Origin of the sequence: Halobacillus amylolyticus (assembly GCF_022921115.1) — a bacterium.
Classification (GTDB): Bacteria; Bacillota; Bacilli; order Bacillales; family Halobacillaceae; genus Halobacillus_A; species Halobacillus_A amylolyticus.
Genome location: NZ_CP095075.1, coordinates 2,329,602 through 2,346,719, shown reverse-complemented (window position 1 = coordinate 2,346,719; position 17,118 = coordinate 2,329,602). Strand labels below are relative to the sequence as shown.

16 protein-coding genes and 1 riboswitch are annotated in these 17,118 nt (G+C 42.6%); of the genes, 13 read left to right on the top strand and 3 right to left on the bottom strand.

Features of this window, described 5'->3' with window-relative positions:
• Nucleotides 1-193 precede the first annotated feature (193 nt).
• A complete protein-coding gene (locus MUO15_RS12085; RefSeq protein ID WP_245029531.1) occupies nucleotides 194-979 on the top strand; it encodes an alpha/beta fold hydrolase in 786 nt (261 codons plus the stop codon).
• Between the two features lie 21 nt (nucleotides 980-1,000).
• Here the strand turns inward: MUO15_RS12085 and MUO15_RS12080 are convergent, their stop codons facing one another.
• Together MUO15_RS12080 and MUO15_RS12075 are read right to left on the bottom strand one after the other, a co-directional pair.
• Nucleotides 1,001-1,633, bottom strand: coding sequence for a hypothetical protein (locus tag MUO15_RS12080; protein ID WP_245029530.1), 633 nt, complete (start codon nucleotides 1,631-1,633; stop codon nucleotides 1,001-1,003).
• Between the two features lie 98 nt (nucleotides 1,634-1,731).
• On the bottom strand, nucleotides 1,732-2,430 hold the full coding sequence (locus tag MUO15_RS12075) for a hypothetical protein (RefSeq protein ID WP_245029529.1): 699 nt from the start codon (nucleotides 2,428-2,430) through the stop codon (nucleotides 1,732-1,734).
• Nucleotides 2,431-2,517: 87 nt separating this feature from the next.
• Between MUO15_RS12075 and MUO15_RS12070 the strand changes: the two genes are divergently transcribed.
• Entirely contained in the window at nucleotides 2,518-2,991 is a 474-nt protein-coding gene (locus MUO15_RS12070; protein WP_245029528.1) for a hypothetical protein, read from the top strand.
• A gap of 48 nt (nucleotides 2,992-3,039) precedes the next feature.
• Here MUO15_RS12070 and MUO15_RS12065 read toward each other — a convergent pair whose 3' ends face one another.
• Entirely contained in the window at nucleotides 3,040-3,216 is a 177-nt protein-coding gene (locus MUO15_RS12065) for a hypothetical protein (RefSeq protein ID WP_245029527.1), read from the bottom strand.
• Between the two features lie 125 nt (nucleotides 3,217-3,341).
• Here MUO15_RS12065 and MUO15_RS12060 point away from each other — a divergent pair, with 125 nt between their 5' ends.
• The 11 genes from MUO15_RS12060 to MUO15_RS12010 all read left to right on the top strand — a co-directional run bounded on the left by MUO15_RS12060 (nucleotide 3,342) and on the right by MUO15_RS12010 (nucleotide 16,910).
• Complete coding sequence (locus MUO15_RS12060; RefSeq protein ID WP_245029526.1) at nucleotides 3,342-5,477, top strand: bifunctional diguanylate cyclase/phosphodiesterase; 2,136 nt, start codon at nucleotides 3,342-3,344, stop codon at nucleotides 5,475-5,477.
• Between the two features lie 117 nt (nucleotides 5,478-5,594).
• Entirely contained in the window at nucleotides 5,595-6,188 is a 594-nt protein-coding gene (locus tag MUO15_RS12055; protein WP_245029525.1) for an NUDIX hydrolase, read from the top strand.
• A 72-nt stretch (nucleotides 6,189-6,260) separates the two neighbouring features.
• Nucleotides 6,261-7,421, top strand: a complete 1,161-nt coding sequence (locus MUO15_RS12050; protein ID WP_245029524.1) for a trans-sulfuration enzyme family protein — start codon at nucleotides 6,261-6,263, stop codon at nucleotides 7,419-7,421.
• A gap of 61 nt (nucleotides 7,422-7,482) precedes the next feature.
• Nucleotides 7,483-7,591, top strand: a riboswitch (SAM riboswitch).
• A gap of 127 nt (nucleotides 7,592-7,718) precedes the next feature.
• Nucleotides 7,719-9,506, top strand: coding sequence for a PLP-dependent aspartate aminotransferase family protein (locus MUO15_RS12045; RefSeq protein ID WP_245029523.1), 1,788 nt, complete (start codon nucleotides 7,719-7,721; stop codon nucleotides 9,504-9,506).
• Between the two features lie 19 nt (nucleotides 9,507-9,525).
• A complete protein-coding gene (locus tag MUO15_RS12040; RefSeq protein WP_245029522.1) occupies nucleotides 9,526-10,509 on the top strand; it encodes an aliphatic sulfonate ABC transporter substrate-binding protein in 984 nt (327 codons plus the stop codon).
• Between the two features lie 24 nt (nucleotides 10,510-10,533).
• Nucleotides 10,534-11,367, top strand: a complete 834-nt coding sequence (locus tag MUO15_RS12035) for an ABC transporter permease (protein ID WP_396266224.1) — start codon at nucleotides 10,534-10,536, stop codon at nucleotides 11,365-11,367.
• 15 nt (nucleotides 11,368-11,382) lie between these two features.
• Nucleotides 11,383-12,096, top strand: coding sequence for an ABC transporter ATP-binding protein (locus MUO15_RS12030; protein WP_245029521.1), 714 nt, complete (start codon nucleotides 11,383-11,385; stop codon nucleotides 12,094-12,096).
• A 13-nt stretch (nucleotides 12,097-12,109) separates the two neighbouring features.
• Entirely contained in the window at nucleotides 12,110-13,801 is a 1,692-nt protein-coding gene (acsA, locus tag MUO15_RS12025) for an acetate--CoA ligase (protein WP_396266223.1), read from the top strand.
• A gap of 262 nt (nucleotides 13,802-14,063) precedes the next feature.
• Nucleotides 14,064-14,627, top strand: coding sequence for an RNA polymerase sigma factor (locus tag MUO15_RS12020; protein WP_245029520.1), 564 nt, complete (start codon nucleotides 14,064-14,066; stop codon nucleotides 14,625-14,627).
• Nucleotides 14,620-15,432, top strand: coding sequence for an anti-sigma factor (locus MUO15_RS12015; protein ID WP_245029519.1), 813 nt, complete (start codon nucleotides 14,620-14,622; stop codon nucleotides 15,430-15,432). Before MUO15_RS12020 ends, MUO15_RS12015 begins: the two co-directional genes overlap by 8 nt.
• Nucleotides 15,433-15,572: 140 nt before the next feature.
• Entirely contained in the window at nucleotides 15,573-16,910 is a 1,338-nt protein-coding gene (locus tag MUO15_RS12010; protein WP_245029518.1) for a copper amine oxidase, read from the top strand.
• The last annotated feature ends 208 nt before the right edge of the window (nucleotides 16,911-17,118 follow it).

Sequence of the window (17,118 nt, the reverse complement as noted above, 5' to 3'; positions counted from 1 at the left end):
GGTACACCATTCCTTCCTATGTTCTATCCATTAGTTTACGACTCAGTGAAAGCTAGTGTCAATTTTAATATAGTCAATCATGGAGCTGTTTTCCTATCTCCATGAAGTTTTCGAAAAAACGGGTGATTTACTGCATACTTTGCAGGCGTTTAGGAAAAAATAACGTTCTAAGAAATGTCAGCGGAGGATGCGTATGCCATACTATACAAACCATTTTGGTCAACGGTTATTTTATGAAGATATTGGGGAAGGAGAAGTGCTCCTGTTCATACACCCGCCTGGTATGGGGAGAAAGGTTTTCAAGCAGCAGCATGAGCTCGCTGATCATTACCGGTTGATTTTTCCTGACTTGAGCGGGCACGGGGATTCTGATACAACGGATCTCTCTCCAAGCTTGGAGGACTTCGCTTCAGAGATAAAGCAATTAATGGATCATTTAAGTATTGAACAAATTATTCTCGTAGGCTACTCAGCAGGAGGGGCTGTAGCACAGTATTTTGCGCTTCAGTATCCCAAAAAGGCCAAGGCTCTTATCTTATCAGGTGCTTTTCCAAAGGTGGATACCTTTTTCCTTTGGTTTGAGTTTTTCATGGGGATCAAATGGGTGAAAAGAAGCCCAGGGTCGCTTGCTATGCTGCTTTCTAAATCACATTTTAGACGGCCGGAATTTAAACAAGAATTGCGGAATCATATGGCTAAATCGGATCCCGAGGTGTGGAGGGAATTTTACAAGCAAGCCCTAAAACATGACTGTCGACATGACCTTGCTAAACTAGAGATGCCCCTGTTACTGATGTACGGGGAAAGGGCGGTTTGGATCAATCATCATGCTTGTTTCTACAGGGAGTGCCCTGATGCGACATTAGTCATCGTTGATCGTGCGTTGCACCAGCTTCCTGCTACACACGGCCCGATTATTAATCAATCTATTATAAATTTCATCGAGCGAAAAGTTGGAACAGAAAAAAAAGCCAAGTGAGGTAGTCACTTGGCTATTCCTTTACTCTAATTCAAATGTAAAGTCTTGATCGATTCGCTGGCCGATAGCTGCTTTATTAATGGTAACCTCCAGTTCTTTTGCCCCCATAATAGATAATGCAGGAACAGAAATATGCAGGGTTTCCTGATCAGGTGAATACATATGCGACCTATCTGCACGGCCTTCATGGTTTTCGACTATAATAGGTTTTTCTAATTGATCCACACCCATTGCAAAACTATTGTAGGGCACAAGCGAAATAGCCTGGTCTTCTTGCCTTGGTTCAAATGTCAGCACAAAAGTTGAATCATCAGGGAGATGGTACTTTTTCTTCTTTAAATAAACATCTGTATTAAACAGGGTAGCAACTTGTTTCCCTACGTTAACCTCTTCTCCTCGGTTGTTTTTACCCATTTTTTCTTTATAATCTGTTACATCTACAGTAAATGAGTAGTCTTGGTCTGACTGTAGACCGACTTGTTCGATCGTTAGTGTTACAGTGTCAGGAATTTTTTCAAATGGTGCGAATGAAGCGACATACAGTTTCTGATTTTCTTCATAGGGTGCCAAATACCTTAATTCTTTTTCTTCACCATGGTTCGACTTTAATGTGGCACGGAAGGAAGTGGTGATAGGGAAAGATTGATGTTCCATGTTTAAAATAACCCTCGTATCTGTCAACCCTACCTCGAGTTTCTTTGGCTTAATAACCAGCCCTTTATCTTGAAAGACCTTGTCAGACTTGGCTGTTTTTAAAATACTTTCTTCGGGGCATACGTGAAATTGATGGGAGAGGCGTCAGTTTTGTAGCGATTGTCGTTCACCTCTACATGGAATGAGGTAAGTACGGTCTGATTAAAAGGGACACCTCTTCTCCTTTGGAAATTCCCAGCATCTTTCTGACGAATAGGCGGAATGGCTGTAAAGGTATGAAGCTTGCCGTTGTAAGCAATTGAATGCTCAGGGCGAGCCGTGTTTAAGTGTCCTCCAAATGACTGTGTAGGAATGTCGCCATCTAATGCTTCCATTTGAACATCAGCAATTCCGACTGGGAGTTTTTTAATGGGTTCCTCCTTGCTGTCAGTAGCTTCAAACATACTAAGGTCATAGCTGTAATAAATGAAAATGACATCTCTCGTATACCAAACGTTATTTATGTACAATTTTCCTTCATGTTCTGGAATTGAATACGTTTGCTTAGGTGAAGTAGCAATTTCAAGCGACTTTGCTTTCGTTATTCCCGGTGTAAGGCTCTCATAAAATTTCATTACTTCTTCCTTACTTTCAGCCTTTTTTACATTGTCAGGAATGTCGATGTCTGCCATGGCGGGGGAAGTTTCATGAGTAAGCATTGGTTTTGTTCCATCATCCATGGACCATTGGGTGGCGATAGCGAAGATAATCAGGAGACTAGCTATTCCAGCCCACTTTATTAACTTTTTATTTTTCATAAACAATGAAGACCCTTTCTTGTTAAAATTTGGTTCACTACTTATAATAATAACAGAATAGTTAGACAGATGGGTAGGGGGAGTTTAGTGGAGGACTTAAAGCGTTTTTATTGGCTAATCCTCGTTATTGCTGCAGTTGAGGCTTCCGTCATGGTGTATATCATTTTGCCATTTAGAAAAATCGAGGGAGCCTTTACTTGTTTTCTGGGCTTAATTGGAGCCTGTATGATAGCGGTTTCGGGTTTATTGGGGAAGAAATTTAGAGGTAAGGAAACTAAATACACCGCCATTGTCCTAGGTTTTTTCATTTTATTAGGTGTGCCGTTTCTATTTTGGTCTAAAGTCCCTGACTATACCTTTGACGATGCTGTGAAAGTTGTGAGATCAGAAGAGGAACTGAACAGAATCTTTAAATCGTATTCACGAACGCTTACAACCAAGTCAGGGGCTGTCTACTATAAAATAAATGGAATGCGAAACGGGGATGCGATTCAGTTTGTTTTTAATCCTCACAATGGACGGTATGTTAATGACGAACAATACCAAGGAGGGAAATTGTAAAGATCGCATGGAGAAAAAGCTATGTCCCCGGTTAAGAGACATAGCTTTTTATTTGTTATCATCGTCAGCATAATGATCAAGTAAAGCATCTGATTCTTTCTCATGGTCAATGTCTTTTTGCTCATGCTGATGATCAAAGGCGTCACTTAATTTTGCCTGTCTTTTAAATGAATTGGCAACTTCGTTCGCAGAATTTCCATCGCTATTCTGTTTCTTATCAGTCATCTTTAAGCCTCCCTTCCTCTAATTACTTTCCCTTCTTCAAATTAGCTGTAAACCTCCCCTTAAGGTTCATTAGGAATTTCCGATAATAGAAGAAAGATGATCCCTAAGTAAAGAAGGTGAACGAAATGGTTCAGAAAGTTGGACGCCCCTGGGACATACTAAGACAGCTGTCCACCCCAGTCTGGTTTTTTAACAACTCGGACTGTAGTATTTATATTAATGCTCCTTTAATGCAGCGGATTTTGGCAGATCGTTCCTCTTATAGTTTAGCCGACTTGGGTCGCGTCATTCATCCTAATGATATTGAACATGTAAGGGAATTACTTCAGCGGCCAGGAGGAGATGCCTTTCATTTGAACTATCGTCTAAAAATGAACGGTGAATATAAATGGATTGAAGACATGATCGCACCATTATATGCGGAAAATGGCAGATTTATCGGGTATACGGGTCAATCGCTCCCTTTATCGAGTTATAAAGAAGAACTGGAAGACCTGAAAAAATCGGTGATGGAAATCGGCGAATCATTCGCAGCTAATGCGGGCCAGTCCTTCTTTGATTTTCTCGTGAAGTACCTAGCCAAGGTGCTTCAGGTTGACACAGTCATAATAGGAGAACTGACTGGTAGCAATCGTGATCAGATTACGGCTGTCTCTATGTTTCATAAAGGTGGGATCTCTAAAAGAATGACCTATCAATTAGAAGGTACGCCGTGTGAAGAGGTAATCAAAGGCAAAGAGTGTTACATACCTAGGGGGGCTTATGAGCTTTACCCCAATGACGACATGTTAGTGAAAAATGAACTAGAGAGTTATTTTGGTGCTCCGCTTCTTAACTCAAATCGAGAGGTGATTGGAATTCTTTCGATTATGGACGTTGGTCTTAAAAAGAATGGTCCTATGAGTAAGGCGCTTTTCCGCATTTTTGCAGACCGAATGGGAAATGAATTATCTAAACGCCATACAGAGAGAGAGTTAAAACACATTTCACAGTTTGACTCGTTGACAGGACTAATTAGCCGAAACTATTTTAAAGATTTATTAAGGGAAGAGCTGGCTAATCCCAGGCAGTTACATCAAAAGTTAGCAGTGATCTTTATTGACTTAGATAATTTTAAAATGATTAATGATACGTGGGGGCATGAACGAGGAGATGAATTGCTTAAGCAATTTGCTCATCATTTAAATCGCATTTTTGCCAGGGTCAATTGTGTAATCTCAAGAATCAGCAGTGACGAATTCGCTGTTTTACTGTTAGGTCGGAAAGATGTGGACCATGCCCGTGAAAAGGCAGAAGACATTATTCATTCGATGAAGCGTCCTTTTTTTATTAACCAAAAGGAATATTATAGCACAGCGAGTGTCGGAGTTGCCTTTTATCCTCAGGATGCTTCGGATGAAGGGACCTTACTGCGATATGCAGACGCTGCCATGCATAAGGCCAAACGTAAAGGGAAAAACCGTTACGAATTGTACAATACCTATATGAGTGTCGAAATGCTTGATGAAATGCAGCGTAAACAAGCCTTGCATCACGCATTAGAACGGAGAGAATTCACCCTTCATTATCAACCACAAGTATGCGGGCTGACTTCTGAGATCAAGGGGTACGAAGCACTTATTCGCTGGAATCAACCACTAATGGGATTGTTAACGCCTGACCACTTTATTAGTCTTGCCGAAGAAAGCGGTGCAATTATTCAAATTGGTGAATGGGTACTTAAGGAGGCTTGTCTGCAGGTGAAAAAATGGCAGTTGGAATTTAACCGTCCTGATTTATGTGTTGCGGTCAACTTATCCGCCGAACAATTCGCTGATCGGTATGTAAAGGATAAAATTTTTAACGCATTAGAGCAGGCAAATCTTGATGCAAGCTGTTTGATCATTGAAATTACCGAGACAATGGTTTTAAGGGATTTTGAAAATAGTACTGGCGTATTGGAAGAACTGCGTTCGCAGGGTATTAAAGTTCACTTGGATGATTTCGGTATGGGCTTTTCATCGTTAAATTATTTAAGCCGCCTGCCTGTTGATGCTATTAAAATTGACCGTTCTTTTATTAAGCAAATTGGTTCGAAAGCGAATGATGTAGCGATCGTCAGTGCAATTATCGCTATGGCTAAAAGTTTAAACCTGCAAATCATTGCTGAAGGTGTTGAAACAGAGGAGCATATTGAATACTTAAGCCAAAAGGGATGTCATGACTATCAAGGTTATTACTACAGTAAACCTTTGCCTGTTGCGAGCGTGCGGCCATGTTAGTGCTTCACGCTTTTTTGCTGTACCCTGAGGCGCCTACACTTTTCTACTGATATGGTACAATTAACAATAGGGTCAATCTATCGGGTTCAGGACAATGACTAGAAATGAGTGGGGGATATGAGAGAAGTGCTTAAGATCTATAGTGAATGGTTAACTCCTATCGGTGAGAAGGACCGGGAGGAGGTTCACCGTGATGGAGATTGGCATGAAAGTTTTCATTGCTGGTTTTATAAGCATGAAGAGAATCGGAGCTGGATCTATTTTCAAAAGCGTGCAGATAGTAAGAAAGATTTCCCATCCCTATATGATATATCGGCTGCGGGCCACATAGCAGCAGAAGAGAGCCTCATCCGTGGAGGTTTGCGCGAGGTTGAAGAGGAGCTTGGTTTAAGGCTGGCTGCGGGCCAATTAAATTATTGTGGATTTTACAAGGAAGAGTTGTTGTTTAAGACGATTAAGGATCGGGAAATCTGTCATATTTATTTATTCCCATATGAAAACCATATGAAGCTGACGATTAATGAAGAGGTTGGCGATGTCGTTCAGATTGACCTTGAGGATTTTCTTAGTATGATTTGCAAAAAAAGTCCGTGTTTACAGGCTGAATCTATCTTTACAGGCGAAGAGCTCCATTTATCTCATTCGAGTTTCTGCCCCCATCCTTTTGATTATTATCAATATGTTGTGCAGGCTATCTTAAGCAGCCGCTAAACTATAGTGATTGACAGAATATTGTGCTGATCGATATACTTTGATGCATTCAAGTGCAAAAGGAGAGAGTTTATGAGCCATCAATCATTTGATACACGTATTGTACACAACAAAATAAATCAGGGAGATGCACTAAATAGTAAATCAACTCCGATTTACCAAACATCTTCCTTTACATTTAAAGACTTAGATCACTTAGAAAGCTATTATGCTGGAGAAGCTTCGTTTTCGTATTCCCGTGAGAAGAATCCGAACACAGAAGAACTCGGTCAAACCGTTGCGAATCTTGAAGGAGCAGAAGCTGGGGTCGCCGCCTCATCTGGAACCTCGGCAATTCTGGCAGGCATCCTTTCTGTTGTGCAAGCCGGTGATCACATCGTTGCCGCAGAAGATCTTTATGGCGGGACCCATCACTTGATTACAAAAGAGCTAACGAGCTTTGGCTTTGAAGTTTCAATCGTTTCATTTGCCGATAAAAAAAAGGTTGAAGAGGCGATTCAACCAAATACGAAATTGCTCTATACAGAGTCAGTCTCCAATCCTTTTCTCAGAGTAGAAGACCTAGAAGGACTTGTAAGTCTCGCGAAGGAACACGATTTGTACACAATGGTTGACAATACATTTGCCACTCCATACTTATTACAGCCCTATAAAAAGGGGATCGATATTGTTGTGCACAGTGCTACAAAATATATCGGCGGTCATAGTGACGTTACTTCGGGGATCGTCGTTGGAAATGAAGAGTTAATGGCAAAAGCGAAGCAAAAGGTGAGTGCGCTTGGCGCCAATCTCAGTGCTTTTGAGGCATGGTTAACTCAACGGGGTGTAAAGACACTTGGTTTACGTATGAAACAGCAATCCGCTAATGCGCAAACACTGGCGGAATCTTTACAGCAGGATGAGTTAGTCGACCAAGTATTTTACCCTGAATACGTTTCAGAGCAAGGGCACGGTGCGATTGTTACGATTGAACTTAGTAAAAAAGTTGATATCGAACAATTCTTTCGATCCTTAGGGTGGATTAAATTGACGCCGACCCTTGGTGGGTTAGAAACGACTGTATCCTATCCAATCCGAACTTCACACCGTGCATTGACGGATGAGGAGCGTGCCCTAATTGGTGTCAATGATTATGTTATTAGGCTTTCCATTGGAATAGAAGAGTCAGCGGACATCATAGCTCAGTTCAAGGAAGCCATTCATGAATCTGTAAAAGAAAATAGTCAAAAATGATTGACTTTTCCAATTGTTATACCTTATAATTCTTAACCATAGCCAAATTAAATAGCAAGTACTCTTATCAAGAGCGGCAGAGGGAATAGGCCCTGTGAAGCCCGGCAACCTTCAAACATCGGTTTGAAAAGGTGCCAAATCCTACAGATCACTGATCTGAGAGATAAGAGGAGGACATGATTATTCAACCCCCTCTTCTTATCGAAGAGGGGGTTTTTTGTATTTCAAAAATTATTTCGGCCCCCGATGCCCTCTTGCTATTCAAATCTTATTTAAAAACTTTAGGAGGATGTAAAAATGACAAACTCATTTGAAAGCTACGATTTAAGCACGGTCTCACTTCATGGCGGGCAATCCCCAGATCCAACTACAGGTTCAAGAGCGGTACCGATTTATCAAACGACTTCTTATGTGTTTCACGATACTGATCATGCGCAAAGTTTATTTGCCCTTGATGAGCCGGGAAATATATATTCAAGAATCGGGAATCCGACGGTAGATGTTTTTGAAAAAAGAATGGCTTTGCTTGAAAACGGCGTTGCTTCTGTGGCGACAGCTTCAGGAATGTCAGCGATTGCTCTATCAATCTTAAATCTAGCAGGCTCAGGTGATGAAATTGTGGCCGCATCGAATTTATATGGAGGCACTTATAATTTGTTTGCTAATACTCTGCCGCGATACGGCATTAAAGTGAGGTTTGTTGATCCTGAAGATCCTGAAAACTTCCGCAATGCTTTAACGGATAAAACCAAGGCTGTGTTTGCTGAGACAATTGGTAACCCGAGTCTTCATGTATTGGATTTTGAAAAGGTCTCCGCAGTTGCCCATGATCACGGTGTACCACTGATTGTTGACAACACATTTGCTACACCTTATTCCTGTAAGCCGATTGAATTTGGAGCGGATATCGTTGTTCATTCTGCTACGAAGTGGATTGGCGGGCATGGAACAGCCATCGGAGGTGTTGTGGTTGATGGGGGAAGATTTGACTGGACAAACGGCAAATTCCCTGTTTTCACTGAGCCGGATGATAGTTATAACGGCATCCGCTATGCCTCTGATTTCGGAACACTAGCCTTTGTAACAAAATTACGCGTTCAATTGTTGAGAGACTTGGGTGCCTGCTTAAGCCCGCAAAATGCTTTCCTACTATTGCAAGGACTTGAAACGTTGCCTTTGCGGATCGAGCGTCATAACGATAATGCATTAGAGCTAGCAGAATACCTTAAAGGTCATCCTGATGTTGAATGGGTCTCCTATCCGGGGTTGAAAGAGCACCCTGCTCATTCACTAGCTGGTAAGTACTTAGAAGGTGGCTATGGTTCGATTGTCAATTTTGGCATCAGAGGAGGCCGTGACGCAGGTCGAAAAGTAATTAACAACATTGCTTTATGGTCACACGTAGCAAACGTAGGTGATGCGAAGTCACTAATCATTCATCCTGCCTCAACAACACACCAACAGTTATCTGTTGAAGATCTCGCTGCAAGTGGTGTATCAGAAGAGTTAATCCGTTTATCTGTTGGTTTAGAGTCAGTGAAGGACCTTGTGAATGACTTGGACCGTGCGATTGCGACGGCAACTGGGAAAGAAGGCAGCTCAGCTATTACTGAGAACGATGAAGGTGTGATCAAATGGGCGCTTCAATCTGCACAAGTAACCGAAGAGCAGGATGGAGAACAAGTGACTCGTCCGAAGCGTTTAGCTGTTGTTGGGTTAAGCGGGAAGCCTTCTCGCCCAAGCCACCGGTTGGCACGTAAAATGCAGCGTCTAGGTTACCAAATTGTACCGGTTAATCCGAGGGAAGATGAGGTGTTAGGAGAAAAAGCCTATCCAGACATTAGCTCAATTCCTTTCAAAGTGGACGTTGTTCAAATTTTCCGCAGTCCTGAAGCGGCAATTGAAATTGCTAAAGAGGCAGCAACTGTGAAGCCTGGGGTCTTTTGGCTGCAAGAGGGCGTCATTGCACCGGAGGCAGCGCGAATTGCTAGTGAAGCGGGACTGCAAGTGGTGCACAATCGTTGCACCTACAAGGAAGCACAGCGCCTAAGAGGCACGATTGATACCTATGCATGTGAAATTTAATTTTTATGGAGGCAAATGGATGAAAACTAAATATATATTACCCACCCTAGCACTGTTACTGACTATCACCTTAATAGGTTGTTCGAATAACGCTGAAGGTGAAAGTGGGAAACCTGATAAAGTGACGCTTGATTATGCCTACTACTCCCCGACAAGTCTCGTTTTGAAGGAAAAGGGATGGGCTGAAGAAGCACTGAAGAAAGAAGGTATTGATGTCGAATTCGTTTTAAGTCAAGGAAGTAATAAGGCACTCGAATTCCTAAACTCAAGTAGTGTGGACTTTAGTTCCTCTGCAGGGGCGGCGGCACTCATGGCAAAGGCGAATGGTTCACCGGTTGAGTCGGTGTACTTATACTCCAAACCCGAGTGGACAGCGCTTGTCACGAATGGTGATTCCAATATTTCTTCTGTTGAGGATTTAAAAGGGAAAAAGGTTGCTGCCACGTTAGGAACAGACCCATACATTTTCTTAGTTCGAGCGTTAAAAGAACATGGGATGTCACCAGATGATATTGAACTCGTGAACTTGCAGCATGCCGACGGTGCAGCAGCATTGTCAGCAGGCAATGTTGATGCATGGGCTGGGCTAGATCCGCACATGGCAAGGCTTGAGCTCGAATCTGATGCAAAGTTATTTTACCGTGAACCTACTTTTAACACCTACGGGTCGCTAAACGTACGTTCAGAGTACGCTGAACAGCACCCTGAAGTTGTGAAAACGGTTATTGAAGCCTATGAAAAGGCTAGAAAATGGACGATTGAAAATCCTGAGGAAGCGGCAAAAATAGTAGCTGAAGAAGCGAATATTGATTTAGCCGTAGCTAAAAAAGAAATGGAACGGAACGATTTTTCCGATCCTATTCCGGGAGAAGCCTTAAAAGAAACGGTTAAAGGCGCTGGTGAAGTGCTGAAAGAAGTAGAGATCATTGATCAAGATGTGAAAATAGAAGAACTCACGAACGAACTTGTAAATCCAAGTTTTGCAAAAGAAGTTATCGAATAAGGGAATATAGGGAGGAGTGAAGAGGTGTCAAGTCAATCAGAAACAACCATCAGACCTTCAGTTAAAAGCCGTGAGAAAACAACCTTTAACCCGTTTGCATCCAATTTATTTATAGGAAGTCTCCTCCCTATCGTTCTCATTATCATTTGGGAGATTGCTTCAAGAAGTGGGTGGGTAGCTCCCTACTTGCTTCCTGCTCCCTCTGTTGTCCTGGAGGAAATAGCAGGTATGGCCCAAGATGGTGAACTATGGGGACACATATCGATCACTTTATACCGTGTATTTGCAGGCTTTCTATTAGGAATGGCTGCAGCTACCATTTTAGGGGCTGCTACTGGTTATATAAGAATCGTTGAAAAGGTTCTTGATCCAATGCTGCAGGCCCTAAGGGCGATCCCATCATTAGCATGGGTGCCGTTGTTTGTTTTATGGATCGGTATTGGAGAAGCCTCTAAAATTACGTTGGTAGCTGTAGGAGTATTCTTTCCGATTTATTTAAATTTGACCTCTGGTATCCAAGGGGTGGACCGTAAGTTGATCGAAGTGGGACGTATGTATCATTTCACAAGCTTACAACAAATACGTAAAATCATTTTTCCTGCTGCGTTACCTTCCTTTTTAGTAGGGCTGCGGAGCGGCCTTAGTCTCGGCTGGATGTTTGTCGTTGCAGCCGAATTGCTGGGCGCAAGTCAAGGTCTTGGCTATTTAATGGTGTTCGGACAAAACACTTCCTCCCCGGAGCTTGTGATTGGCAGTATCGTGTTGTTTGCGATCTTCGGGAAGGCATCCGATGAGATTCTCAAGCGAGTTCAAATGAGAACGTTACGGTGGCAGGACAGTATTGAAAATGCATCATAGATTGGAGGAGAAATCATGCTGGCAGTTAATCAAGTCTCACGTGTTTTCCAGAACGGAAAGGCTGGCTTCAAGAACGTCAATATACGGTTAACCGAAGGCGAAGTTGTCGGAGTTTTAGGCACGAGCGGCTGTGGGAAGAGTACACTCCTACGCGTGCTTTCCGGGCTTGACTTAAATTATAAAGGGGACATTGAAACAAATGTGAGTAACCCTGAGCACGCCTTTGGAATGATGTTTCAAGAGCCGAGGCTGATGCCATGGCTTTCAGTTTGGGAGAACATTACCTTTGGTGTGGCGAAAAAACAGAACAGAGAGCAAGCTTTGGACTTAATCCAAACGGTCGGTCTTGATGGGTTCGAAGACCATTATCCTAAAGACCTATCAGGCGGGATGGCCCAGCGTGTGGCGATTGCCCGTTCTTTACTGAATCGCCCTGAAATTTTATTGCTTGATGAGCCATTGAGTGCACTTGATGCGTTTACGAAGATGCAGCTACAGGATTTACTCCTCTCAATCTTTGAAAAGCATCATACGACGACACTGCTTGTTACGCATGATATTGATGAAGCCTTATATCTATGTGATCGTATTGTCATTATGAGGGGACAGCCGGGTGGGATTCAATCTGAAATTTCGATAGACACACCTAAGCCGCGCCGACGAGGCGACGCCTATTTAGCAAATCTCAAAGAAGATATTCTACAGGAACTGGATTTCACTAGAGTTTAAGGAGGATCGTAACATGTCAGATGTAATTCTGCCGCCAAGAGGTGGAAGTCATAATATATCCGTAGAATGGATGGAAGGTGAACCTTTCTCATGGGAACGGGTCCACCCAATATTTAGCTGGTATCATACAGGGAAAGTAAACATGACCTATGAATCTGTAGATCGGCATGTACTGAATGGAAAGGGTGAGAAGACAGCCCTTCATTATATTTCCGAAACGGAGAATTGGTCATTAACCTATAGAGAGCTTCAGCAGGAAGTGAGTCGCTGGAGCAATGTGTTGACAGCATCAGGTGTTAAGAAAGGCGACTTTGTATTTGTTTTCTTACCTAAACACCCGCATTGCTATATTGCTATGCTTGCTGCGATTAACGTTGGTGCTGTGGTCGGTCCGTTATTTGAGGCCTTTATGGAAGAAGCTGTTCGAGACCGGATTAATGATTGCGAAGGGGAGTTTTTAATAGCCGACTCTAGCTTTCTATCTCGTGTCCATCGGGAAGAGATTCCAAGTTTGAAGACGATTTTTACAACGGATAAAGAAACAGGAGATGCTGACATTTCGATCACAAAGGAAGCGGAGAAAGCGGACGATGAGTTCGAAACGGTCTGGGTAGATCTTGAGGATGGTTTGAATATTCATTATACGAGTGGTTCTACAGGAAAGCCAAAGGGAATTATTCATGCCCATCGAAATATGATCCAGCAGTATCAAACAGGTCGCTGGGTGCTCGACTTGAAGGACGATGATGTCTATTGGTGCACGGCCCACCCTGGCTGGGTGACGGGCACAGTATATGGAGTATTTGCACCATTACTAAACGGAGTAACAACAGTTATTCACGGTGGCCGCTTCTCAGCAGAGGCATGGTATCAAGTGCTTGAGAAGGCACAAGTGACCGTATGGTACAGTGCTCCGACAGCTTTTCGTATGCTGAAGGCCGCTGGGAATAAGACATTAAATAAATATGATCTTTCCTCATTAAGACACATTCTTAGTGTAGGCGAGCCGTTGAATCCTGAAGTCATCCACTGGGGAGTTGAAGCGTTAAACCTAAGAATTCATGACACATGGTGGATGACAGAGACAGGCGCTCAACTGGTAGCAAACCTGCCAACCCGTTCGATAAAACCAGGATCGATGGGGCGTCCGATTCCAGGCATAGAAGTTACTGTCTTAGATGAAGGCGGAGAAGAATTACCTCCATTCGAAACGGGACATTTGGCCATTCGTGCTTCTTGGCCTGCCATTATGAAGGAAGTTTGGAAGAATGAGGAGAAGTTTAAATCTTACTTTCCATATGGAGAAGAGTGGTATATAGCAGGGGACCTCGCTTATTTAGATGAGGAAGGCTATGTGTTTTTCCAAGGCAGAAGTGACGACATGATCAATTCTGCAGGCGAGCGTATTGGTCCATTTGAAGTCGAAAGCAAGCTTCTCGAGCATCCGGCGGTGAAGGAGGCTGGGGTGATTGGCAAGCCAGATCCCGTACGAGGCGAAATCGTCAAAGCCTTCGTTGCCTTGAATCCGAACTATAAAGAAAGCAAAGAGCTGTTGGAGGAAATTCGGTTATTTGTGCGAGGACGTCTGGCTGCCCATTCGGCCCCGCGTGAAATCGAGGTCATACAGGAGCTGCCGAAAACTCAGATCAGTGGAAAGGTATTGAGAAGAGAGTTGAAAAAAGGTGAGATTGATCAAGCAGGGTAAGCAGGGATAATACCCTGCTTTTTGTTTTGTGAAAAGTAATGTAAGTGAATCAATTAATTTTCCCTTTTTTCAAGTCATTAAACCTGTGTACAATGGATAAGTGGTCTTAAACCCTACATGACAGGGTTTTCATAAAAGAATTTTTTCAGAAAAGTGATCCAGAAGATGATTTTTTTCGATAGCTATATAGCATACCTCCCATAGAAGAAAAGTATGTTGCTGATATGCTATGATAGCTTTATCCACCATAAAGGAGTGTGCTATGAGCAATAAAGACTTAGAGCTCTATCACCAGATGATGGATGGCGATAAGAAAGCACTTGAATCAATATACGATAAATATGAGAAGCTGCTTTATTCATTTGTCATTAAGTTATCTGGAGATCAGACATTAGCAGAAGAGGTATTGCAAGAGGTATTCATTAAACTATGGACGAACAAAGCAACATATGATGAAACGAAGGGTAAGTTCTCTTCGTGGATCGTAACCATCACAAGATACACAGCCATTGATATCATTCGTAAAAATAAAAATCAGGCGGTTGCTTTGGAAGAGGAAACGGACCTTCCGGAACAAGTCGGAGATTCAACTGAAGATTTAGTGGAGTGGAAAGAACAAGGTGATAAGGTTAGGCAAGCGGTGAAAGAATTATCTAATGAACAAAAACAAATGGTGGACTTATTTTACTTTAAAGGATTAAGCCAACGGGAAATAGCTGATCAATGCGATCTTCCGCTTGGTACTGTCAAGGGCAGGCTTAGACTGGCATTAAAACATCTAAAAACACACTTAACAAACGGGAAAGGGGGCGTTCATGATGCGTAACGAATGCGAGAAAGTGATTGATTATTTTAATAATCAGCTGACAGATGTTGAAGAGAAAGAATTCGAGAAGCATCTGGAAACTTGCGGCGATTGCCAAGAAGAGTTGGCTGAGCTTCGTGCACTTACTGAAGATTTAGCGTTCGCTTCAGAGCCCGTCAATCCTCCGGAAGGTATGAAAGGTCGTGTGTTAGATGCTGTTTTTGCAGAAGAAAAATTGAATGAAACAGTCGATAAAGGTTCAGAGCAAGCGGAGCATCGGGAAGATTCATCTGTGGTAGCCTTCGAACCTCGAAAAGATCGCTCTGAACAAGGGTTGCAACCGAGAAAAACTAAAAAACCGTGGATTTTGCGAGGATTAGCCGCGGCTTTGATACTGTCATTAGCTGGGAATTTATATGCTGTGATGAATGAAGACGAAACAGCTAGTGAGGGGCCGGTGGAAGAGCCGGAAACTCCTATTCAAAGTACTGACCAGGTTACAACTAAAGTACAGCTGCAGGGTACAACTGATGCTCAAGCAACTGCGTCTATGATTCAACAAGAGCAAGGCGGCCTTCTTACATTGCAGGCTGAGTCACTCGAGCAATTAGAAGGAGAAGAAGTGTATCAAGTCTGGTTGATTGAAGGAGAAACACCCCATCGTGCCGGAACATTTGTGGCAAATGAAAATGGTGCAGGTGCCGTAGCCTATGCGATGGATCAACTTCCTGAAGGTACAGATTGGAATGCTGTAGCGATTTCAAAAGAACCTGATGCTACAAGCCAAGCGCCTCGAGGTGAAGTGATCCTACAAGCAGAATTATAAATGAATTATTTAGGGTATGCAGACAGTTTTTCACAGCTGTCTGCATTTTTTTGATTTTTTTTGGGAAAAAAGTGATCCAATTGTAATTTGGGTTCGATAGCTAAGTGAATAAACCAAAACAAGAAGGGGAGATTTTTAAAATGGATATGAAAAAAGCACTTTTCGCCGTACCTTTAAGTGTGTCACTATTACTTCCGACGTCAATGGATGTTGTAAATGCTGAGGAACACAATATGCCAACGGTTGAAACGGAAGCCGTAGAATTACGAGCAAGCCTAGATCAATTGTTTAGTGAGCACGCGTATCTAGCTGTTGAAACAATGAGAAAAGGAGCAGATGGAGCTGCAGACTTTGAAGCTTCAGCAAATGCTTTAGCAGCCAACACGGAAGATTTATCTGCAGCGATCGCATCTGTTTATGGTGACAAAGCGGGACAGAAATTCCAGGATATGTGGAGCGAACACATTGGCTATTTCGTTGATTATGTGAAAGCAACTGGAAGTGGGGATGAAGAAGCAAAGCAAGCAGCACTTGATGAATTAGAACAATATCGTCAGGACTTCTCTAAATTTATTTCAACAGCAACAGATGGTGCAGTGAAAGCTGAGGGGCTGGCTGAAGGCTTGCAAATGCATGTCAATCAGTTAATTGGAGCATTTGATGCTTACGTTGCAGGTAATTATGACGAAGCTTATGCTAAAGAACGTCAAGCTATCGAGCATATGTATGGGGTAAGTAAAGGATTGTCTAAAGCCATTGTCAATCAGTTCCCAGATAAATTCAACAATACAAAAGCTGTTACGCCGGCTGCTGACCTTCGTTCTAACCTAAACCACCTGCTAGGTGAACATGCCGGACTAGCTATGATGGCTATGCAAAATGGCTTAGATGGTTCTGAGGACTTCCAAGCATCTGCTGAAGCACTAGCGGCTAATACAGATGATCTATCTGCAGCGATTGCATCAGTATATGGTGAAGAAGCTGGACAGAAATTTAAAGAAATGTGGTCTGGACACATCGCTGACTTCGTAACGTATGTAAAAGGAACAGCTGCTGGAGATGAAGAACAAAAAGAAGAAGCACTGCAGGCATTAGAAGATTATCGTGCAGAATTCTCTAAATTCATTGCTACAGCAACGGATGGTAAAGTACCAGCTGATGTGCTATCAAGTGGACTACAAGAACACGTTGGTTATTTAATTGGAACGTTTGATCAATATGCAGCAGAAGATTATAAGCAAGCCTATGAAACACTAAGAGATTCTTATGGCCATATGTTTATGACTTCTAAAGCTCTATCTGGAGGAATTGTTAGCCAATTCCCAGACAAATTTGCTATGGAGAATATGCCATCTGACATGCCGAAAACAGGTATGGGTGGTACAGCCGCAAACGGTGACCTATGGATCTTTGCTTCCATCTTGGCACTAGTTGGTGCAGCTGGAGTATTCCTTCGTAAACAATCTAAACAACAATAAGAAAACAGATTTGAAAGATTCAAAAGGCTGTGCTCCCCTAATCGGAGGCAGCCTTTTTGTTTCTTCTAGTCATAAACCAAAACCTTCCACCTCAGGTCATCCATAAAATGGATGACCTGAGGTGGAAGGTTTATACATATCATAAATGTGTTGTTCGCTTGGAACTTGGGTATAAATGTAGTAGAGGACATTTGTAGAGAGGTGAGTT